This window comes from uncultured Sphingomonas sp. (assembly GCF_937859915.1).
Classification (GTDB): Bacteria; Pseudomonadota; Alphaproteobacteria; order Sphingomonadales; family Sphingomonadaceae; genus Solisphingomonas.
On record NZ_CALMAW010000118.1, the window covers coordinates 112602 to 132047 of the forward strand.

The window sequence follows — 19446 nt, forward strand, 5'->3', positions numbered from 1 at the left end:
TACGCCTACGGCCGGACATCTATTTATCCGGCGACAGCGTCGCGGCGATCGTCGTGAACGGCCTGGCGAGCACGTCATAGACCGCGGTCGCCAGCAGGCCGGCGATCGCGGCGGCGCCGGCCGCGATCAGGATGAACTGCATCGCCGAAGCACGGTGACGGCTGCGCTGCAACCGATGCGCGAGGTCCGCATCGGTCGTTACGCGATCCGCCAGCCGGCGATCGGGCTTGGCATCGGCGCGTGCGCGGTCGGCAGAGGGGCGGCTGGCAAGCCTGGGCTCGCTGACGAACCCATCTACGTCCAATACATCCTGCGCCCTGACGCCGAAGAACCGCCCCTTCCGCCATACCACCCGCCCTATGATGATGCGCGAGTCGCGCCGGATGTCGACATAGTCACCCGGCCGCGGCGGGTGCTCGCTCGCCACCAGAAGCCCGCGCGATGACATATTGTGGATGCACACATCGACCCACAGGGTCCCGGATCGCATGCGCGACGGGATCGTCACCTGCCGTCGGGCTTCGCGGGGCTTTGTGTCAGGCCGCTGCAGCTTCCACCATCGCGCGGCGCCTTCCTCACCCCTCAACTGATTGGAATAACGCAAAGTTTCGATCATGAACATCGATGGCGATTGCGCGGATGTCAACGATGATGATGCGCGGTGACGGCTGCCGAGACGTGGATTCCGCATCGGAGCCCCGGTCACGAACTTATCGGTCGCGTCCGCGAACGGCCGGTGCGGCGTAGGGACTATTCCTGCTTCGTCTCACCTGTTGTCAGGCGATAAGCGATCTCGCGGTCTTGTAGCAGTCTTCGATATGCGCGTTCCCCACCATCTTCATCGCGCCGAAGCCGAGGCCCGCGGCGACCAGCGATCCGAGGACGGGAACATATTTTGCGACCGACGCCGTCGCGACGCGGACGCCGACGCGCCGCAGCACCTGGATCACCAGCGTCCTGGTCACCATGCGGCCGATCACATTATTGCCGAGACCCGCGGCGACAACCAGCGCCTGTTGGGCCAGATGGGGATCGAGCTTTTCCACCTGCGCATGATCAAGGCCGAACCGCGCGCTGATCGTCGGGAGCAGGGTGGTCAACAGCCCGACGTCCGCGACGACGTCCGCACCCGGCACCGGAACGATGGCCGCGCCGGCGGACATCAGCGCGCGCCGAGTGACCAGGCTGCGACATTCGATCCGGATGCGGTCGAGTTCTGCCACGGTTGCGATCATGCGACGTCCTCCGCTTCGGTGCCACCCTCTGCGGGGCCGGCAGGGGCGATCTCCGATGCGAGCGGATTGATCGGGCCCTTCTGCGATCCGACCCACTCGCGCCACAGCAGAATGAGCGCAGCCATGATCGCGGGCCCCATGAACAGCCCGACCAGGCCATAGGCCTCGACCCCACCGAGGATGCCGAGCAGCACCCAGACGAACGGCAGCCGCGTCGCCCCGCCGATCAGCACCGGGCGCACGAAATGGTCGGCGATGAAGGTGACCGCGAAACCGAGCACGAGAATGACGATCGCGGCGACGGTCGAGCCCCCGGCCAGCAACACGAGCGCGGCCACGCAGAAGGCGATCGCGGCACCGAAGGGGATCATCGCGAGCAGGGCGGTGAGCAGTCCGAACAGCGTTGGATGGGGAACGCCGGCGACCGCATAGGCAATGCCCAAGATCACGCCCTCGCCGAGGCCGACGAGGACCAGGCCGTTCACCGTGCCGTGCACCGAATTGATGATCTGCCGCCCGACATCCTCGCCCGCGGCACCGAAAGCGCGTCGGCTGCCGACGCGGAGCTGCTCGACGACGTCGTCCGCGTCCCGAAGCAGGAAGAACAAGGCGAGCAGCATGAAGCCGATCAGCACCAGCCGGTGAACCGCCTGCGCACCGACCGTCCGACCGGTCGCAAGCAGGCCGCCTTGCATCGCGTGGCTGGCGAGCGCCGAGATCCCGCCCGGGCGTCCCAGCTCCTGCTGCCATAGCGGTACGAGCTTGGCGCCGTAGGGCAGCTCGCCCAGGAAAGCGGGCGGCGCAATGCCGGTCTGGTGGACCTGCGCCACCCAGAGCGAGGCGGCATGCGCGTCGGACAGCAGCGGCACGACGATCATCACGACGGGCACGATGAAGACGAGCAGCACGATTGCGATGGTGAGCATCGGGATCAATTCATGACGATGGCGGGGCCAGCGTCGCGCCGCCTTGCTGAACGTCGGCCACAGACCGATCGCGAAGATCACCGCCCAGATCAAGGCGGGCAGGAAGTCCTTGAGCGTGACGACGCCTGCGATGAACAGCATCGCGGCTGCCACCAGGCCCGCACGCTTCTGCGGTACCGACATCATATCCTGGTTCGCACGTGTCCATGTGCCCGCCGGCGAACCCTGGTCTTCCTGCTTCATCAGACGCCTTCGTCAATATCCATGGCCCGCTTCGGGGGCTTTCGGCGCACTGAACGCGGTCGCATCGATATCGGGTACATCGATAATGGCACCGCCTGTCCGTCCAGGCACATTGTCACGGTCGCTCTTGTAGAGCGTGCGATCTGCGATTATCTGGAAATCTGCGGGACCGGGCCCCTCTGGCGATGGCGTAACAGCCTCGTGATGTCGGACCGCATCGAGCGTGCTCGGTGCTGGTTGGACATATCGACGGTCGTCCTTCCACCCACCGGCACCTCGATCGAAGTCAATTCGATGGAGGATGATATGAACAATCTGATCGAGCGTCTGATCGCGGCGCACCGCATGCTCAACCGGGAAATCCGGCGCGAGCTCGCGCACCGCATCCCGGACCATTTCCGCGTCGTGCGGCTCAAGAAGGAGCGGTTGGCGGTCAAGGACCGGCTGGTCCGCCACCTTCCGGACGCGCGCGACCTGCGGCACGCGGCGCGGCGCGCCTTGAGCCGCATGCGGATGGACGGCCCCGCCCTTAGCCGCGGGAGGAAGTGACGATGGACCGCATACTCAAGCCGGCGATGCTGGCCGGCGAGCGCGACGCGGGTCTGCGCCGCCACATGCTCGGCATCTACCGCTATATGGGGCTGGGGCTGGCCCTCACCGGGCTGGTCGCCTTCACGGTCGCCAGTTCGCCGACATTGGTCGCGGCGATCTTCGGCACGCCGCTCAAATGGGCGGTGATGCTGGCGCCGCTCGGCTTCGTGATGCTGTTCAGCGTCCGCGTCCAGCAGATGACGACCGCGTCGGCACGCCTGACCTTCTTCGCCTTCGCGGCGGTGATGGGCGTGTCGATGGCGAGCATCTTCCTGGTCTTCACCGGCATCAGCATCGCGCAGACCTTTCTGATCGCGGCGACGATGTTCGCCGCCGTTAGCCTGTGGGGCTACACGACCGGTCGCGATCTCACGCGTGCCTCGACCTTCCTGATGATGGGGCTGATCGGCGTGGTCATCGCGTCGCTGGTCAATGTCTTCGTGGGATCGAGCGCGATCCAGCTCATCGTGTCGCTGGTCGGCGTCGTCATATTCACGGGGCTGACGGCCTGGGACACGCAGCGTGCCAAATCCGACTATCTGGCCTTTGCGGGCAGCGAACAGGCGGAGAAGTTGGCCGTGATGAACGCCTTGTCGCTTTACCTGAATCTGATCAACATGTTCCAGCTGCTGCTGAGCTTCTCGGGCCAGCGCCAGTCATGATGAGGAGAGGCGCCGGTTCCCGGCCGGCGCTTCTTACCGAGGTTTCACGGCGCGGACATGAGTGCATCGAATTATCCAGTTTTTTCAGACGAAAGGGTGGACATTTAGCGCCGCAGTCCTATTTGCGCGGCTCCCCTCCGGAGTCACCAAATGTCCGACAACAATCTGATCGACCTGACCGCTGATATCGTCACCGCGCACGTCAGCAACAACAACACCGCGACTGCCGATCTGCCGGGTCTGATCCAGAGTGTTTTTGCGGCGCTGTCCGCGACCGCCAATCCGGTCGAGCCGGAGGCACCCAAGCAGGAGCCGGCGGTTTCGGTCCGCTCCTCGATCAAGCATGACTATATCGTGTGCCTCGAGGATGGCGCCAAGCTCAAGATGCTCAAGCGCTATCTGCGCACCAATTTCGACATGTCGCCCGAGGATTATCGCGCCAAATGGGGTCTGCCCAAGGATTATCCGATGGTCGCGCCGGCCTATGCCGAGACGCGCCGTACGCTCGCGCATTCGATTGGCCTCGGTCGCAAGAAGGACACCGCGCCGGCGCCGAAGGCTGGCTCGAAGCCGAGCATCGCCGCGGCCAAGGAGCATCTCGCAGGGGACGCGACCGCCGCCAAGAAGCGTGGCCGTCCGGCCAAGGCCAAGGACGATGCACCCGTGGCGGCATCCGAGACGGTCGAAGCCTAAGAACACACCGGCCAGGGCCCGCCACCACCCGTGTGGTGGCGACGCCTTGGTCGTCAGGTCAGGCGTCGGTCTGACCTTCCGGCAGCAGAATCATCTGCTCGCGCGGGCAGCGGTCCCCAACCGTCTGCCCGCGCGGGAATGCGGCTTCGAGCGCATCGATGTCGGTTGCATCGAGGCTGACCATATTGGCCGCCCAATTGCTCTCGAGATGGGTGATGCTTCGAGTGCCGGGTATCGGCACAACGGCGCGCGCCAACGTCCAGGCCAGGCTGATCTGCGCCGGGGTCGCCGCCAGCCGCGCGGCGATCCGCTCGATCACCTGCCGCGGACGCGCATTGGCCTCGACAGCACTCGTTTGAAAACGCGGATGGAAGTTACGCCGATCCGCGGCTTCGACGGGCATCGCACCTGCCAGAAATCCGCGGCCGAGCGGCGAATAGGCGACGAAACCGATGCCGAGGCGGGCGGCGGTGGGCAGGATGTCGTCTTCGACCTCGCGGCTCCAGAGCGAATATTCGCTCTGCAGAGCCGTGATCGGGTAGGTTGCGTGCGCGCGACGCAGGCAGGCGGCGCTCACCTCCGACAGGCCGACGCCGCCGATCTTGCCGTCGTCGACGAGCCGGCCAAGCTGGCCGACGGACTCCTCGATCGGAATTCCGGGATCACGCCGGTGGAGATAGTAAAGATCGATGTGATCGACACCAAGCCGGGTCAGGCTGGCGTCGACCGCATCGCGTGCGCGCAGCGGAGGCACATCCGCGCCCCGATCGTGCGTGAACTTGCTCGCCAGGATCAGTCCGTCACGGCGGCCGCGGATCGCGCGGCCTAGCAAGGACTCATTATGCCCTGCGCCGTACCCCGCGGCGGTGTCGAAAAAGCTGATGCCGAGATCGATCGCGCGGTGGATCGTGCGGATTGATTCCGCATCGACGGCCGCGCCATATACGCCGGAAAGCCCCATCGCGCCAAAGCCCTGCGCGCTTACGTCCAGTGCACCGATGAGAGGAATGGCCTCGCTCCTTCAGAGGGGTGATCGCAGATCACGCGATATATAGGGTCCGGCGAGCCGCTCTGGCTTGCGAAAAGCGTGATCGGATCGGATCGGCGCTGGATGTCGACGGGCGCGGATCGCGGCCGGATCCTTCTCGACGGCGCGGATTGCATGCGGATCCGGACGATCGGCACGATGCCAGGACGCGAGCGCGCCACCATCCGCGTGCCTAAAAAGGACGGTTATTCGCAGACTGTTGCGACGGGACACGTTGCGCATCGCGGCCGATTGCGATCAAAGATTAACAAAATCGCGAGTCGATGCGGGGATGTCGATGTCGGAACGGCCATTCGAAGCGCTCACCGATCGGCAGCGCATCATGCTGCGGCATGTTCTGGTCGGACGGACCTCGGCGCAGATCGCGCGCGAGCTCGGTACGACGCCGACCACCGTCGACGATCAGATGAAGAAGGCGATGGCGAAGCTCGGCGTTCCGACCCGCGCCGATGCCGCGCGCGAATTCGCCGCCTTCGAAGCCGGGCTCCAGCGTCCGGACCCCCACGCACCGGAGCTTCGCAACGCTGCGCTTTGGCCGCTTTTGCTGCCGGTGCCGACCAAGTCGCGGCCGACGAATGAACTGACGTGGGTGCAGATCCTGGCATGGGGCGCGATCATGGCGATCGGTTTCCCCTTGCTCATCACGATCGCCGCACTCCTGATGATCACGCTTCGGCAGCTTCTGGGCGGCACTGTGCACCACTAGCGGCGCGCCGACCTCGTCGGCGTGGCGAGGAGAACATGATGATCGAAGCAACTCAAGCCGGTCCCGTCGTCGCCGGCGATCTGCGCGCGGCCGAACGCTCGGCGATGATCACCACGCGCGATCTCGCGCAACTGATCGTCTCGACGGCCGACGCGAACCTCAACCTGCCGCTGTCCCCCTGCGTCGGCGCGCGCGCGATCGATACCGTGCACCAGGCGATGGGCGCCGCGATCTCGTCTCAGCGTCTGCTCCGCCAGGCGCATGCGGAACTCGAGGTCATCGGCCGCAGGATCGGCCTGACCGAGGAGATGTGGGGCGGCGGCTATCCGAAGGACCCGCCCAGCGCCGAACCGGCAACCCTCCGGGCGTCGCCGCAATCCGTCGCTGCCGCTTAGGACTTGCAAGGGGGGATCGACCATGCATCTCGTTGCCCATGAGCAATCCGGCCATACTCGCATATGCGTACAATCTTACGCTATTCGTAACCGGTATCTTCGCCCTGCTTCGCGGCAGCGGACCGGAAAGGGTCGGAGCGGCCGTCAACATCGTAGGGTCGAACGCAACAACATTGCTCATGGCGGCGGGTATCCAGAAATGGGGCGCCGGCTACGCCGCGACGTGGATGGTCGATCTTTCCGTCATCGCAATATTTTACTGGTTGGCCGTCACGAGCATCCGGTTCTGGCCGATCTGGTGCTTCGGCTTCGCCCTCTGCGATATCCTTCTGCACCCGGCGTCGGTCCTGATGCCGCGCGAGATCGCCTTCTATTACGAGTCGGCACAGGTGATTTGGGCCTATATGTCGCTCGGTGTGCTGGCGGTCGCGACAGCGCGGTTGTCGCCCGGTGAGCGGGGCAAGTCCCTCCGCGGGTGGAGAGCATCCCGTGCTGGAGCCGATCAGGTCGACCACGAATGGCGTGGTTGCTAATGTGATGCGGTTCGCGCGCGGGATCGAAACGCAGGTCGCCGAGACGGCGCGACCGCCGGTCGGCGCCAGCGGCGATCCCGCGACCGCAAGCCTGCGAGAAACGGACGCGGGACGTCGGCGCCGGATCAAGGCAATCCTTGCGGACCGCAGGATGCGCGCCGCGCTCTTTCCAAATGTCGACTTCGGCGATGGGACGTGGGACATCCTGCTCGGCCTGTACGAGGCCCGATTGGACGGCAGGCGCCTGTCGGCGCAGAATCTGCGGACGGCCGGACGGCTGCCCGCCCACAGCGCTCTGCGGCACATCGCGGTCATGGTCGAGCGGGGCTTGCTGGTCCGTCGTCCGGGCGGCGACGACGGGCCATGCGCGCCGGCCTATCTCTCATCGGACGCAGAGTCCGCGATGGCGCGGTATGTCGATGGGCTGAGCGCGACGCTATCCGGCCCGTCAGGCGACGCAGGCGGCGGCCAATAGACCGACGACCACGCCGACGCGCGCTGACACGGCGTATCAGTTGCACGGTGGGGTCCCGCAAACTGCGCGGCGGCGCGTCGGCATTTTCCTGTGGCGTCGCGCACGAAGCGTGGCATTCTCGACGCCATGATCAAGCATCCCCCGATACGCGGCCGCCGTACCCTCGAAGGCGACGTGCTGACGCTGTACGATACCCTGCTCGACTGCGTGGTTCGGCTCGATCTCATTCGGGAGACGGATGCGGCGGTGTTGGTGACGCAGGCGATCGAGCAGTTGGTGGACGCGCCGCCGGCCGCCGAGATGAGCGATGCCGATCGCGCCCGGCATTGTGACGAGATGAACGCCTATATGGACCAGCTCCCCCCGGCCGATCGTGACGACCTTCACTAGCGTCATAGTGCGCCGTGCATGGGTGGCGGGCGAAGCCTCTCGCGCACGAGAGCGCTACGGATGGTCCTACGGCGTCGGCAATCGACGATCCGACCGGCACCGTTTGAGTGCCACCGGCGTGGCGGCGTAGACGCGCGTCACGCGCATCGTCTGGCGCTCGGTGGTCACCGACAGGCAGGCGCATCCATGGCCGTGCGGGCCGTTGGTCTCGATCCATCCTGCGGTCGACATGTCCGGCATCCGATCGAAGCCTGACGCGGTATAGCCACCCTGTTCGCTGATCGTCCATTGGCCCTGGCGATCGTCCAGCTCGAAATTGCCCGGGGTCTCGTTGACCAGCCAACCGCACCGCCGCTCGACCGGTGCCGCCGCTGCAGACGACTGGGAAGCCGCGGCCGCGGCGATCACGGCGAGGCCAATCGACAAAGCGGGCAATCGGCTGGGCATGTGATGTCCTAGCAGCCCACGATGGCTCGCGAAACCCGGACCGTCGCGGTGGGCTGAGTCCCGTCGCTCATCGCGAAGACGGGAGGCCGGTCTCGCACTCCAGCGTGCGCTGACCCATTCGGACATGACGAGGGCACGGGCGGGCGGCGCGTCCTGCGCCGTTCCGGGGTCGCCGATCAGGCGGCGCGCGCCGCCATCCGCGCGGCCATCTTCTCTTCCTCGGTCCAGACCTTGCGCTCGCGCGGGGCCTTCTCCGGCTTGACCTGCTTGGCGGGTCCGCCGCCGAGCACGGGCGCGCGCTTGGTCGAATGGCGCGCGACTTCGCAATGCCAGGGATGGTCGTCCTGCACGGTCAGCGCCTGGCCGATCTCGCGCTCGACATCGTGGAGCCAGGCGCGCTGCTCGGCATCGCACAGCGTGATCGCATGGCCGCTGCGCCCGGCGCGGCCGGTTCGCCCGATGCGGTGGACATAGCTTTCCGGCAGGCTCGGCAGATCATGGTTGAAGACGTGGGTGACCGTGTCGACGTCGATGCCGCGGGCCGCGATGTCGGTCGCGACCAGCACTTGGACGGTGCCGGCGCGGAAGGCGTCGAGCGCACGCTCGCGCTGGCCCTGCGACTTGTTGCCGTGCAGTGCCTCGGCGGTGATGCCGCCCTCGCTGATGAACGCGCACACTTCGTTGGCGATGTTCTTCTGCAGCGTGAAGACGACCGCCTGGCCCATGTCCGGCGTGCGCAGCAGCTCGAGCAGCGCCGTCTTCTTGTTGGCGGCGTCGAGGAACATCACCGACTGCGCGATCCGCTCGACGGTGGTCGAGGGCGGCGCGATCTCGACCTTCGCGGGATCGGTCAGCAGGCTCTCGGCGAGCGCCGCGATCGATTTGGGCATCGTCGCCGAAAACAGCAGCGTATGGCGATCCTCGGGCAGCGTCGCGACGAGGCGTTCGATCGGCTTGGCGAAGCCCATGTCGAGCATCTGGTCGGCCTCGTCGAGCACCAGCGCCTCAAGCCGCGAGAGATCGCACAGGCCCTGATCGACGAGGTCGAGCAAGCGCCCCGGGGCGGCGACGATGATATCGACGCCGGCCTTGAGCGCTTTGACCTGGTGGAACTGGCTGACGCCGCCGAAGATCGTCGTCACGCTGAGTGACAGATGGCGACCGAAGCTTTCGAAGCCCGCGGCGATCTGCGACACCAGTTCGCGCGTCGGCGCCAGCACGAGCAGGCGCGCACCGTTTTGGGGCGCGGGCCGACGGTCCGCGGCGAGGCGGTGCAGCAGCGGCAGCGCGAAGGCGGCGGTCTTGCCGGTGCCGGTCTGCGCCATGCCGAGCATGTCGCGACCCTGCAGCAGGAGAGGGATCGATTGCGCCTGAATCGGCGTCGGGCTGACATAGCCTTCCTCGCCGAGCGCCTGGAGCAGGAGCGGCGACAGGGCGAGATCGGCAAAAGTCATCGTCATCGTCACGCGGCGCCTCCAGCGCTGAGCAAGGCTGCGCCGGATCGGGCTTAGCGTCTTGAAGAGCGCGGGCAGTTAGATTTTATGCTGCACTGCGTCAACGTCGAAAATGGGGAGCGGCCTCATCGATTGCGCGCGTGGCGTCCGCTTCCGGCAAGCGCGCACCATGTGGCTGTCGACCGACCGTCCCGACCGCACCGGCGTGTCGCGCGTTCCTGACACGACCTCGCTGGCGACGGCCGCGCGTCCAACCTCCTACGTCGCCTCCGGACGATGACGGGGCTTCCAGCCAAGTCGCCGCCTGATCGCCTGGTCATAATATCTGTCCAGCGGGAAGGAAATCGCGAGCAGGAACGATGCAAAGCCGATGCCGGCCCACGGAGTGAGCGCAGGATAGATGTCGGTGCGGTGTACGAAGACGATGATCGTCGTGATCAGGTCATACAACGGCTTGTGGATAATATAGATCGTATAGGACGCCATGCCCAGATAGGCGAGTAGCTGACGCGCGACGTCGCTGCATCTGATCTGCATACCGATATAAATGAGGATCGGAAAAACGACGAACGCGGCGGTGCAGTCCCACACGAGCGACAGCCATCCGGACGGCTGCGCCGCAAGCGTTCCGGCGACCAGAAGCAGCAGCAGGATCGCGGTTAGGACGGGCTGTGTCCGGCATATGCTAAGCGCGGGAAGGCGAGACGAAAACCGATACAGCAAAAGCCCAACGCCGAAGGAATAGCCGACCCGCGGGAAGCCAGCCACGAACGTCCGACGCGTCCAGCCCATATCGAAATCATGGGCCGGCGATACGATCGCGCACGCGCCGCGAGGCAAACAACACTACGATACAGCGGATGTAAACGACGGCGGACCTGAACCGCAATGGCAAACCATCCGGTCACATCATTGATCGCACGGTCGTAGAACGGCTATCCCGCAGCCTGCAGCATGATCTGGATGAACGCCCGTTTCCGCTGTGTACGCTCGGCAATCGCGTGACGAGACACCGTCGGGTGAGTCTCGCATCGACGACTTGATCACGCCCAAAGCCGGACGTCTGGTCTCGCTGTGCCCAGCGGATTCTATGGAAACGCGCGCACCGACCGCCTGGATGGCTTACGAGACTTGCAGTCTTCAAGACAGAATGACCGGAATTGGCTCTGTATAGCAATTCGTCCGCTTACGTGATCAGGACAGGGTATGGCGGAACGTTGCTACCGTCTCGCGCCGCTTGCCGGCGCTTTTCGGTCTCTTGAATCGCAAAACTATGCCGTTTCGGTTCTGCGCCCAGGACCGGTCGGCTTGGCCACGCTCGAAGCAGCGCTCAGGTCGACAGATCGAGCGTCAGGAACTGATTGTGTGGGCTGGGCGCATAGTCAGCAAAGGCGGCGCAGGGCACAAACCCCGCGCTCCGATAGAGCGATAGGGCAGGGCCGTGCAGCGCCGCCGTGCCGGTCTCCAGGCTTAGCCGCGCATAGCCCCGTGCGCGCGCTTCCGCGACGATATGGGCGAGCATGGCGCGTCCCACCCCCATGCCGCGCGCGGCCGGCGCTGCGCGCATCGACTTCACCTCGCCATGGTCGTGCGCCAGCTGCTTGAGCGCCCCGAACCCCGCCAGCGTCCGATCATGCCAGGCCGTCCAGAAGGTCACGTTCGGCATAGACAGGTCCGAGGCATCGAGCGCCGAGGCATGCGCGCCCATCACGACCTCGAGTTCGCGGCGATGATAGACGAGGAGGTCGGCGACATACGGCGCCGCCGGATCGTCCCGTCGTATGTCCATGTACGCGCCCTCCCATCGCGGTGCGTCGTAGCGGCTACCCGATTGTGAACGACCTATCGATCGGCAATGCTAGCCGATTGCGATCAGCACGAGGCTGATATTGTCGGCACCGCCGGCGGCGAGCGCGTCCGCCATCAGCTCGTCGGCGATCGTGGCGAGCGGACGCCCGCAATACTCGAGCAGGGCGGGGTCGGCGTGGCCGCGCGTCAATCCGTCCGAACAGAGCAGGAAGAGGTCGCCGGGCCGCACGGTGACGTCGCGCCGGTCAATCGCGACCTCGGCGGCGGCGCCGAGCGCGCGGGTGATGACATGCGCCTGCGGATGGCGGTCGGCCTGTTCGGGTGTCAGCGCGCCCGAATCGACCAGTTCCTGAACCAGACTGTGGTCGCGGCTGAGCCGTTCGAGCCGGCCGTCGCGCGCGCGATAGGCACGGCTGTCGCCCGCCCAGAAGAGTGTCGCGCTGCCGCCGTCGGCATGGAGCGCGACGATCGTCGAGCCGCTGACCCGCGACGATCCCGCATTGCCCGCATGAATGTGCCGGCCCGCCGCGATCAGCGACGTCTCGATCATGTCGTCGTCCGGCGTCGACGGCGAGCCGACCAGCGCGCGCAGCGTCTCGATGATCGCCTCCGCGGCGACATCACCTGCGAAATGGCCGCCCATGCCGTCGGCGACCGCCCACAGGCCGTGCTCCGTGCTGGCAAAGACGCGGTCTTCGTTGATCGTGCGGACTCGCCCGACATGCGTGCGCGCAATCGATTGGGTGACGGCGGCCGCATGGGCGGGCGACGCTGCGGCGGCGCCGGACACAGCGTATCGCCGCCAGCCCGACAGCAGGCCTGCCAGATTCATGCCCGCGGCCTGTCCGCCTGCGCTTCCGCATCGTCATAGCCTTTGACGAACGCGTCGTCGAGCGAACCGCCCTCGGCCTGATCGAGCTGGCGGCGCAGATCGGCGTGGCGGTCGGCGACCTCCTGCCATTGCAGTGCGGCCTTGCTCTTGAGGATCGAGCCCTTGCCGGCGACCGCGGCGTCGACGGTGGTCGGTGCGAAGCTGTCGACTGCGGTGCGCAGCGAGGCCTGCAGGCCGGCGAAGGTCGAGACGAGGTGTCGCTTGATGTCCTGGAAGGACGCCTGAAGCGCGGCGGGCCCCGACAGGAAGCCGCTGGTGCCGGCGAGCAGCAGGTCGATCGCCAGCCGCTGCGTCGGTGCCCATTTGAAGGGATTATTGCCGGTGCCGCTGATCGTCGTACGGCTGAGATGGTAGCGGACGCGGGCGCGATCGCGCTCGGTCATCAGGTCGCCGATGCCCAGCACCATCTGGCGATAGACCGCGCCGGCGCGGCGCATGATCTCGACCGGCTCCTCGCCCGACAGCAGCGATGCGTCGAGCCCTGCGCCTTCGCAAAACGCCTCGAGCAGCGACCCTTCCTCGAACACGCGTGGCTCGGGGGTGGCGTCGCTCCAGTCGGTCGGCACCTCGGTGGAGGCGCCGAGCGGCGGCGTGAGCACCATCGTCCGCGTCTCGTTGCCCGCCATCAGCCCCTCGTGCGGAGCGGGGGCTGCGATCAGCCGGAAGCGGCCGAGGCGCAGCGTGCTTGGCAGATCGAGCCAGACGTCGGTCTCGTCGGGCAGTCGCGCGCCGGTGCTGTCGTCATAGACGCCGTTGGCGCCCGAACAGCGCAGCTTAAGTCCGGTCCCGTCGGCATCGAAGGCGCAGTGCGTGCGCGAGATCTCGCGGTCGGGATCGGGTATCGCCCAGTCGCAGGCGGGATCGCGGCCGATCCGCATCACGCCATCGCGCAGCATCCGGGCGTCGATCGGGTGGACCGGGTCGCTCTCGTCGAACAGGCGAAGCATGTACACGACGTGGTCCCTCAGGCGGCCCGGCGCGGCGCGATCAGCGTGGCGGTGAGCGAGATCTCGGGTTCGGCGGCGACACCGATCTGCGGCTCGAGCGCTTCGGCGGCCGCATTGAACGCGTCGAAGGCGGCGCCGAACTCGTCGCGGCGATCATGCGAAATGCGGAACGAGAGATTGCCGGTGGCAGCATCGTCGAGCGCGCGCCGCAACCGAGCAATCGGACGCGTGATCAGGCTGGCGCTGAACCAGCCGATCGCCAGCACGACCAGCATCACGAAGGCGGACAGCGCGATCAGCAGGTTGAGCGTGCTGGCGACCGCGGCATCGAGCGTCGCCCGGCGCAGCAGCAGGTCGACCTTGCCGAAATTGGCGCCGGCATAGCGGATCGGGCGGATGAAGCGGAAGCCGGCGTCGTCTCGCGCCGCGGTGACGGTCGCGCCGTCGGCCGAGATAATCGGCGCTTCGCCCGGTGCGGCGGCATAGGGGCGCCCGATCAGGCTGCGATCGCTGGCAGCGCGCACGACGCCGGTCGCATCGGTCACGACGAGACGGCGAATGCCGGTGTCATGGGCCGCGGTGTCGACGAAGGCCTGCAGCGGTGCCCAGTCCTGCTGCTCCGGCGGCAGGCCCGCATTGTCGGCGGCGAGCACGGCGGCGTTGCTGGTGATGAAGGCGGTGATCGACGAGCCCGACACCACCGCCATATGTTCGAGCGCGTGCTGCTGCCGGTCGAACACCGTGACGACGCTCGCGGCCAGCGCAAGCGCGGTTGTCGCCGCGAGGATCAGGGGCAATTTCAGGCGGAGCGGCAGGCCGCGCCGGCGGCGCGCAGGATTTTCGGCGGTGGCGGTCTCGAGATCGCGGCGTAGCGCCTGGGCGAGCTGGTCGCCGCTGGCGAAGCGCCGCTCCGGCTTCTTGGCCAGCAGCTTGTCGATGATGAAGCGAAGTCCCTTGGGACAGTCGGCGGCGCTGCGCTCGACGGGATCGGGCTGCGCCTGCGCGATCTGGAGGACCAGCGTCGCGAGGCCGGCGCCGGCGAAAGCGGGTTTGCCGGTGACCATTTCGTAGAGGACGATGCCGAGCGAGAACAGGTCCGAGCGGTGATCGACCGGAAGCCCGAGCGCCTGTTCCGGGCTCATATAGCGGGGCGTGCCGATCATCTGGCCGACCTGCGTGCGGACCAGCTGGCTGGAATCGGTGTCGCCGATGCGGGCGACGCCGAAGTCGAGCAGCTTGGCGGTCAGTCCGTCGTCGGAGAGCAGGATGTTCGATGGCTTGACGTCCCGGTGCACGATGCCGCGGGCGTGCGCGTAGGCGAGCGCGTCGGCCATCTGTGCGCCGAGCGCCAGGACGCGCTCATAGGGCATCCGGCCCTGGGCCTTCAGCACCTCGTCGAGCGGCCGGCCGGCGACCAGTTCCATCGCGATATAGGCCACGCCATCGGCCTCGCCGACGTCGTAGATCGTCGCGATATGCGCATGGCTGAGCGTGCCGGCCGCGGTCGCCTCGCGCAGGAAACGCCGCGCGATCTCGGGATCCCGGCGGTATTCCGGCTTGAGCGCCTTGATCGCCACGACGCGGTCGATCCCGGTGTCGTGCGCACGAAACACCTCGGCCATCGCGCCTTCGCCGATCCGCGCGTCGATCCTGTAGCGGCCGAGCATGGTCATGCTGGGGTGTCCGGTCATATCCATAGTCGCCGGTTCTACGCGGGCAATGGTTAAACAAGGCTTGTCGCGGCCATGCCTATTGATGCGTCTGGACGGTATGCGCGATCCGCTGGGCGCGCGAAAGGTCGCGGGCGATCAGCGGGTTGGCAGGATCGAGCGCCGCTGCACGACTGAGCAGCGCGACCGCGCGGTCGACCTTGCCTTGGTTGAGCGCGGCGAGGCCGGCGCCGCGCAGCTGGCGCGCCAGCGCGGGGTTGGCCGCGGGCGCGGCTGATGCCGCCGGGACGGGCGCGGTAGACCCCGATGCAGCCTTGCCACGGCTCGGTTTCTGCGAGACCGGTTCGCGCGCCGCGGGACGGGCGGCGGCCGGCGGTGCGGGGGGCGTGCCGGGGACGCGCAGGACCGTGCCCGCGGCCAGCGTTGCGGGTATCTTCACGCCATTATAGCGGGCGAGCTGGTAGAATTTGACCTTGTTGCCGAGAAAGCGTTCGGCGAGCATGATCATCGTATCGCCCGGCTGCACGGTATAGGGGAAGGATTTGGGGCCGAGCAGCTCGACCGGATCCTTCTCGATCGATTCCTCGAGCACGCGCGCGGACGGATCGGTCGGATTGCGTCGCTGGATCGCCTTGATCTGCTGGAGCGCCGCGGCTTCGTCGCCCTGATTGAGCAACGCGATGACGCTGTCGGACGTCTCCAGCGCGGGCGCGGCGGAGACCGGCTGCGGTGTCGCCGAGGGACCGTGCGAGCAGGCCGACAGCACCAGCGTGGCGCCGAGCGAAGCAAGCATGATGCGGGCGTACGAGCGGGAGATGGTCATAGGCTGAGCCTTTCGGTCCGGGATTGTAGGGGCGGCCCCAGCAGCCGCGAGAGATGGGCGTCGTCGCGCACGAACGCCTGGAAGCGCTCGGGATCGAGCGGTTGCGCGAAGTAATAGCCCTGGAAATGCGTGCAGCCGTGGCGGCGCAGCCAGTCATATTCCTCGCGCCGCTCGACACCCTCGGCGAGGACGCGGATGCCGAGCCCCTGGCCGAGCGCGATCATCGACCGGCAGATCGCCTGGCTGTCACGCCGCTGGTCGACCGACGTGACGAATTCGCGATCGATCTTGAGCTTGTCGAAGGCGAGCTGGCGCAGCGCCGAGAAGCTCGAATAGCCGGTTCCGAAATCGTCGATCGCGACCTTGACGCCGAGCGCGCGCAAGTGGCGGAACACCGTGGCGCTGCGCTCGGCATCGCCGGCCGCGACGGTCTCGGTGAGCTCGACTTCCAGCGCATCGGGAGACAGCGTGTGACGGGCCAGCGTGCGCTCGATCAGCGCAGGAAGGTCGCTGCGCTCGAGCTGGTGGCCCGAGATGTTGACCGCGACACGCAACCCGTCGAGACCTTGACGCTGCCAGGTCCGCGCCTCGCGGCAGGCGGCGTTGAGCGCCCACAGGCCGACTTCGTCCGCAAGCCCGGACGCCTCGACGATCGGGATGAAGCGCGACGGCGGTACCGGACCGTGTACGGGATGCGTCCAGCGCAGCAGCGCCTCGGCGCCGCAGACGCGTCGCGCATCGACGTCGACCAGCGGCTGGAAGCGAAGCTCGAACTCGCCGCGATCGATCGCCCGCCGCAGATCCTGTTCCATCGCATAGCGCTCGCGCGCCGCCTCGACGGGATCGGCCGCCGGTTCGGCGGCGACCATCGCGCCGGCCGACAGGGAGGCGATCGCGCGCGCAAGCAACCCTTGCGGTGTAGCCCCCTCGGTCGGCACCGCGGCGATCCCGATCGCGACCTCGGGGAGCCATTCCTGTGCGCCGACATGGATCGGCGCGCCGAGCGCATAGCCGAGCGCGTCGAGCTGCGCGCGCGCCGCGTCGGCGTCGGCCTCGGGACCATACCATATGGCGAGGCGGAAGCGGTCGATCTGCGCGAGCATCCGCCGGTCGCCCAGCATGCGGCGCGCCCTGTCCACGATGGCGATCAGCATCTGCTCGGCGAGCGCCGGGTCGAATGCGGTGAGGCGCTCGAAATCGGCGAGGCTGATGAGGCCGAGCACGCCGCCGGGCGCGTCCGCGCAATCGGCTTCGATCGCCGCGAACAAGGGCTCGCGCGTCGGCAGCCCGCTGATCGGATGCCGCTGCGTGACGCGCTGCTCGAGCGACCCGACCAGCTTCGACAAGCCGTCGAGCGCCTGGCCGAGCCGATCGAGCGGGCCGCCGGTCAATGTCGTTGAGTCATGATCGACCAGGATGCGCTGCGCGCGGCTCGCGAGCTCGACGATCCGGCCGTCCCGCGCCGCCCAGCAGCCTAGCGCCAGCGCGGTCGCGCCGGCTGCCAGCAGCCAGGCCAACGCCAGCGCAGGACGCGATGCCGCCCAGCCAAGCGCGAGCAGCGCGGTGAGCGTCGAAGCGCACAGCGCAGGCCGGCTCGCCGCGCCGCGCTTCGCTCCTTCGCTCCCGATCGTCATGCCCACTATCGTCTCATGTGCCTGTTGTTGCGGACGACTACACCGCCAAGCGAGAAGGAGGCGTTAATGACGGCGTCCGCTATGTCGCACCGGATGCGCTTGGCGGGTGGGTGTCGCCGGCTCAGGGGCATGGATAGCATCCCGCCGAGCCGGCCCCCTATCGCGAGACGCGCACGATCATTTCGTGAGGCGCAGGTTGCCCGCCGTGATCGCCGAGAAGACCTGGGCCACGTCGGTCGCGATGTCCGCATTGTTGCTCGCGGACAGATAGGCACCGGGCGATGCGCAATATTGCATGGCCGAGGTTATTCCGGTGTCCATGCCCGTGTTGGAAATCAGAGCGGCATATTGCGAGTCGCCCGGTATGCTCGGATATGTCGCTTCGATCGAATAGATGTTCGGTGCCGAGCTGGTATCGCCGTTGACCGTCGTCGCCTTGATCGTGTCGCAGACGGCCTTGTAGTTCACCACGACCTGCCGATTGGCATAGGTGGTGCCGACGATGTCCTCGGCGCCATCGGTCAGAAGGATGAAGAACGTCTTGCGGTGCAACGTGTCGGCACCGTTGCCGAGCGTTGTCTTGGCATCGAGCAGCGCCGAGGTGAAGGCGTCCGAGGTATAGGTGTAACCATGGTTGAGCGGCATCGTCACGGCCGTCGCCGGCTCGATGTCGATGGCCTGGCTGACCGACTGAAGCTGCGAATAATAGGTCGAGATGTTGGTGGCCGTAGGCAATGGGCCGGATGCCAGATTCGGGAAGATCTTCGTCTGCTTGCCGGCGGAGGCGAACGTCCAGATCGAGATCTGATACTGGGTCGGTGCGGCGGTCATCGGGGTCTGCAGGCCGGCAACGAAGGTCTGGATGGCGCTGTTCACCGCGTCGATCTTGAGCTGATAGCCGAGATATTTCGCAAGCACGCGCTTGTCGTCCCACATCACGCAGTCGATCGGACTCGCCGTCTGGGACGTCGCGGGACAATAGGTCAGGCTGCCCGCCTGGTAGACTTGCGACGTCGTACAGTATTGATAGCCGAAGAACGTCGTGCAGGTCTGTTTCGAGACGTTGCCGCCTGCGCAGTTTATGTTGGAGGGATTGTTGTGGCAATAATAGCTCGTGGGCTTGTTGGTTTCGGTCGAGTTGGGATCGTGGCAGGCGAACGCACAGGTGCCGGGTGAGTTGAACCGGCTGTCGGCCTGGAGCTGGGCGATCGTCGCGGCGTCCCCGCCGATCGCCATCGAATTGGAGACATCGACGAGAAACACGATCTGATAATAGATCTTGCCGCCGCCGGTCGCCTGCGCAACCGAACTGATCGGCACCGTATAGATGCCGACAAGCCGCATGAATGTCGTCGGCACGGTGGCAGTCGCGCTGACGGTCGCCGAAACGCTTCCGTCCGCGTTGAGCGCCATCGCCAGGCCCGGTGCGACCGTCTGCGCGCGCGTATCGCTGGCCTCGTTGGCGGTGAACACCTGGCTGTACTGCGCCTGCCCCAAGACCTGGGCCTGGGTCCAGGCGCTCGAGACATTTCCGTTCTGATTCATATAGCTCTGCGCGGCGCGCGCCGCTGCCAGCGCGGCCGCGTTGGCGGCCTCCAGCATGTGCGAGCGGGACCGCGCCGCCTGCGAATAGTCTACCGCGGCGCCGACAGTCGCCATCAGGGGGATGAGAGAAAAAGCAAATGTCATCAATACGTTACCGCGTTGGTCGCGTGTCATGCGGCGCAGTAAAGAGCATAATGAACGATAGTAGACGTGCATCGGTATCTTTCAGCGTGCCAAGCGTTGACAGACGTATCTTGGGCAGCCGCGGAAGGCTGTAGGTCTCCGCTATCGGATCATGATCAACGAATCTCTAACAGGATTCGCATAT

The 19446-nt window shown here is 66.6% G+C and carries 22 protein-coding genes; 8 read left to right on the plus strand and 14 right to left on the minus strand.

Translation table 11 applies throughout. The features are described 5' to 3' along the window. Positions 1-19: 19 nt before the first annotated feature. The 3 genes from Q0326_RS15755 to Q0326_RS15765 all read right to left on the minus strand — a co-directional run bounded on the left by Q0326_RS15755 (position 20) and on the right by Q0326_RS15765 (position 2404). The gene (locus tag Q0326_RS15755; protein ID WP_298692214.1) at positions 20-622 is read right to left on the minus strand and encodes a PilZ domain-containing protein; all 603 of its coding nucleotides are present in this window, start codon (positions 620-622) and stop codon (positions 20-22) included. Between the two features lie 154 nt (positions 623-776). Beyond that, positions 777-1235: a hypothetical protein gene (locus Q0326_RS15760; protein WP_298692216.1), complete on the minus strand. Its 459-nt coding sequence runs from the start codon at positions 1233-1235 to the stop codon at positions 777-779. After that, the gene (locus Q0326_RS15765) at positions 1232-2404 is read right to left on the minus strand and encodes an AI-2E family transporter (protein WP_298692217.1); all 1173 of its coding nucleotides are present in this window, start codon (positions 2402-2404) and stop codon (positions 1232-1234) included. The genes Q0326_RS15760 and Q0326_RS15765 overlap by 4 nt, the downstream gene beginning before the upstream one ends. Before the next feature lie 21 nt (positions 2405-2425). On the opposite strand from Q0326_RS15765, the gene Q0326_RS15770 reads away from it, so the two are divergent. From Q0326_RS15770 to Q0326_RS15780, 3 genes are all read left to right on the plus strand, one after another. Next, positions 2426-2953 (plus strand): YdcH family protein, encoded by a 528-nt coding sequence (locus Q0326_RS15770; protein ID WP_298692219.1) that lies wholly within the window; start codon positions 2426-2428, stop codon positions 2951-2953. Between the two features lie 2 nt (positions 2954-2955). Further along, positions 2956-3657 (plus strand): Bax inhibitor-1/YccA family protein, encoded by a 702-nt coding sequence (locus Q0326_RS15775; RefSeq protein ID WP_298692222.1) that lies wholly within the window; start codon positions 2956-2958, stop codon positions 3655-3657. Between the two features lie 150 nt (positions 3658-3807). Beyond that, positions 3808-4350 carry a MucR family transcriptional regulator gene (locus Q0326_RS15780; RefSeq protein WP_298692224.1) on the plus strand — a complete coding sequence of 181 codons (543 nt, stop codon included), beginning with the start codon at positions 3808-3810 and terminating at the stop codon, positions 4348-4350. 58 nt (positions 4351-4408) lie between these two features. Here the strand turns inward: Q0326_RS15780 and Q0326_RS15785 are convergent, their stop codons facing one another. Then, positions 4409-5311, minus strand: coding sequence for an aldo/keto reductase (locus tag Q0326_RS15785; protein ID WP_298692227.1), 903 nt, complete (start codon positions 5309-5311; stop codon positions 4409-4411). A 358-nt stretch (positions 5312-5669) separates the two neighbouring features. Here Q0326_RS15785 and Q0326_RS15790 point away from each other — a divergent pair, with 358 nt between their 5' ends. The 5 genes from Q0326_RS15790 (at position 5670) to Q0326_RS15810 (ending at position 7897) form a co-directional block, all read left to right on the plus strand. Further along, positions 5670-6104, plus strand: coding sequence for a helix-turn-helix transcriptional regulator (locus Q0326_RS15790; protein ID WP_298692228.1), 435 nt, complete (start codon positions 5670-5672; stop codon positions 6102-6104). 104 nt (positions 6105-6208) lie between these two features. After that, positions 6209-6499 carry a hypothetical protein gene (locus Q0326_RS15795; protein WP_298692230.1) on the plus strand — a complete coding sequence of 97 codons (291 nt, stop codon included), beginning with the start codon at positions 6209-6211 and terminating at the stop codon, positions 6497-6499. Between the two features lie 38 nt (positions 6500-6537). Beyond that, complete coding sequence (locus Q0326_RS15800) at positions 6538-7032, plus strand: hypothetical protein (protein ID WP_298692232.1); 495 nt, start codon at positions 6538-6540, stop codon at positions 7030-7032. A gap of 151 nt (positions 7033-7183) precedes the next feature. Beyond that, on the plus strand, positions 7184-7507 hold the full coding sequence (locus Q0326_RS15805) for a helix-turn-helix domain-containing protein (RefSeq protein ID WP_298692234.1): 324 nt from the start codon (positions 7184-7186) through the stop codon (positions 7505-7507). A gap of 90 nt (positions 7508-7597) precedes the next feature. Next, on the plus strand, positions 7598-7897 hold the full coding sequence (locus Q0326_RS15810) for a hypothetical protein (protein ID WP_298692236.1): 300 nt from the start codon (positions 7598-7600) through the stop codon (positions 7895-7897). 66 nt (positions 7898-7963) lie between these two features. On the opposite strand, the gene Q0326_RS15815 is transcribed toward Q0326_RS15810, so the two are convergent. The 10 genes from Q0326_RS15815 to Q0326_RS15860 form a co-directional block, all read right to left on the minus strand. Further along, on the minus strand, positions 7964-8344 hold the full coding sequence (locus Q0326_RS15815) for a DUF4087 domain-containing protein (RefSeq protein ID WP_298692238.1): 381 nt from the start codon (positions 8342-8344) through the stop codon (positions 7964-7966). A gap of 176 nt (positions 8345-8520) precedes the next feature. Next, positions 8521-9804 (minus strand): DEAD/DEAH box helicase, encoded by a 1284-nt coding sequence (locus tag Q0326_RS15820; RefSeq protein ID WP_298692318.1) that lies wholly within the window; start codon positions 9802-9804, stop codon positions 8521-8523. Between the two features lie 252 nt (positions 9805-10056). Then, positions 10057-10590 (minus strand): acyltransferase family protein, encoded by a 534-nt coding sequence (locus Q0326_RS15825; RefSeq protein WP_298692240.1) that lies wholly within the window; start codon positions 10588-10590, stop codon positions 10057-10059. A gap of 538 nt (positions 10591-11128) precedes the next feature. Then, the gene (locus Q0326_RS15830; RefSeq protein ID WP_298692242.1) at positions 11129-11587 is read right to left on the minus strand and encodes a GNAT family N-acetyltransferase; all 459 of its coding nucleotides are present in this window, start codon (positions 11585-11587) and stop codon (positions 11129-11131) included. Positions 11588-11656: 69 nt separating this feature from the next. After that, a complete protein-coding gene (locus tag Q0326_RS15835; protein ID WP_298692244.1) occupies positions 11657-12439 on the minus strand; it encodes a protein phosphatase 2C domain-containing protein in 783 nt (260 codons plus the stop codon). Then, complete coding sequence (locus Q0326_RS15840) at positions 12436-13446, minus strand: type VI secretion system-associated FHA domain protein (RefSeq protein WP_298692320.1); 1011 nt, start codon at positions 13444-13446, stop codon at positions 12436-12438. The genes Q0326_RS15835 and Q0326_RS15840 overlap by 4 nt, the downstream gene beginning before the upstream one ends. Before the next feature lie 17 nt (positions 13447-13463). Further along, positions 13464-15119, minus strand: a complete 1656-nt coding sequence (locus Q0326_RS15845; protein ID WP_298692247.1) for a serine/threonine-protein kinase — start codon at positions 15117-15119, stop codon at positions 13464-13466. Positions 15120-15195: 76 nt separating this feature from the next. Beyond that, positions 15196-15939: a LysM peptidoglycan-binding domain-containing protein gene (locus Q0326_RS15850; protein WP_298692249.1), complete on the minus strand. Its 744-nt coding sequence runs from the start codon at positions 15937-15939 to the stop codon at positions 15196-15198. Next, a complete protein-coding gene (locus Q0326_RS15855; RefSeq protein ID WP_298692251.1) occupies positions 15936-17573 on the minus strand; it encodes an EAL domain-containing protein in 1638 nt (545 codons plus the stop codon). The genes Q0326_RS15850 and Q0326_RS15855 overlap by 4 nt, the downstream gene beginning before the upstream one ends. A gap of 177 nt (positions 17574-17750) precedes the next feature. Further along, the gene (locus tag Q0326_RS15860; RefSeq protein WP_363304249.1) at positions 17751-19334 is read right to left on the minus strand and encodes a pilus assembly protein TadG-related protein; all 1584 of its coding nucleotides are present in this window, start codon (positions 19332-19334) and stop codon (positions 17751-17753) included. Positions 19335-19446 lie beyond the last annotated feature (112 nt).

Bases quoted from the DNA above. Each gene is read 5' to 3' on its own strand.
- Q0326_RS15755 (WP_298692214.1), bottom strand. From the start codon at position 622: ATGTTCATGATCGAAACTTTGCGTTATTCCAATCAGTTGAGGGGTGAG.
- Q0326_RS15760 (WP_298692216.1), bottom strand. From the start codon at position 1,235: ATGATCGCAACCGTGGCAGAACTCGACCGCATCCGGATCGAATGTCGC.
- Q0326_RS15765 (WP_298692217.1), bottom strand. From the start codon at position 2,404: ATGAAGCAGGAAGACCAGGGTTCGCCGGCGGGCACATGGACACGTGCG.
- Q0326_RS15770 (WP_298692219.1), top strand. From the start codon at position 2,426: ATGGCCCGCTTCGGGGGCTTTCGGCGCACTGAACGCGGTCGCATCGAT.
- Q0326_RS15775 (WP_298692222.1), top strand. From the start codon at position 2,956: ATGGACCGCATACTCAAGCCGGCGATGCTGGCCGGCGAGCGCGACGCG.
- Q0326_RS15780 (WP_298692224.1), top strand. From the start codon at position 3,808: ATGTCCGACAACAATCTGATCGACCTGACCGCTGATATCGTCACCGCG.
- Q0326_RS15785 (WP_298692227.1), bottom strand. From the start codon at position 5,311: ATGGGGCTTTCCGGCGTATATGGCGCGGCCGTCGATGCGGAATCAATC.
- Q0326_RS15790 (WP_298692228.1), top strand. From the start codon at position 5,670: ATGTCGATGTCGGAACGGCCATTCGAAGCGCTCACCGATCGGCAGCGC.
- Q0326_RS15795 (WP_298692230.1), top strand. From the start codon at position 6,209: ATGATCACCACGCGCGATCTCGCGCAACTGATCGTCTCGACGGCCGAC.
- Q0326_RS15800 (WP_298692232.1), top strand. From the start codon at position 6,538: ATGAGCAATCCGGCCATACTCGCATATGCGTACAATCTTACGCTATTC.
- Q0326_RS15805 (WP_298692234.1), top strand. From the start codon at position 7,184: ATGCGCGCCGCGCTCTTTCCAAATGTCGACTTCGGCGATGGGACGTGG.
- Q0326_RS15815 (WP_298692238.1), bottom strand. From the start codon at position 8,344: ATGCCCAGCCGATTGCCCGCTTTGTCGATTGGCCTCGCCGTGATCGCC.
- Q0326_RS15820 (WP_298692318.1), bottom strand. From the start codon at position 9,804: ATGACGATGACTTTTGCCGATCTCGCCCTGTCGCCGCTCCTGCTCCAG.
- Q0326_RS15825 (WP_298692240.1), bottom strand. From the start codon at position 10,590: ATGGGCTGGACGCGTCGGACGTTCGTGGCTGGCTTCCCGCGGGTCGGC.
- Q0326_RS15830 (WP_298692242.1), bottom strand. From the start codon at position 11,587: ATGGACATACGACGGGACGATCCGGCGGCGCCGTATGTCGCCGACCTC.
- Q0326_RS15835 (WP_298692244.1), bottom strand. From the start codon at position 12,439: ATGAATCTGGCAGGCCTGCTGTCGGGCTGGCGGCGATACGCTGTGTCC.
- Q0326_RS15840 (WP_298692320.1), bottom strand. From the start codon at position 13,446: ATGCTTCGCCTGTTCGACGAGAGCGACCCGGTCCACCCGATCGACGCC.
- Q0326_RS15845 (WP_298692247.1), bottom strand. From the start codon at position 15,119: ATGACCATGCTCGGCCGCTACAGGATCGACGCGCGGATCGGCGAAGGC.
- Q0326_RS15850 (WP_298692249.1), bottom strand. From the start codon at position 15,939: ATGACCATCTCCCGCTCGTACGCCCGCATCATGCTTGCTTCGCTCGGC.
- Q0326_RS15855 (WP_298692251.1), bottom strand. From the start codon at position 17,573: ATGACGATCGGGAGCGAAGGAGCGAAGCGCGGCGCGGCGAGCCGGCCT.
- Q0326_RS15860 (WP_363304249.1), bottom strand. From the start codon at position 19,334: ATGCACGTCTACTATCGTTCATTATGCTCTTTACTGCGCCGCATGACA.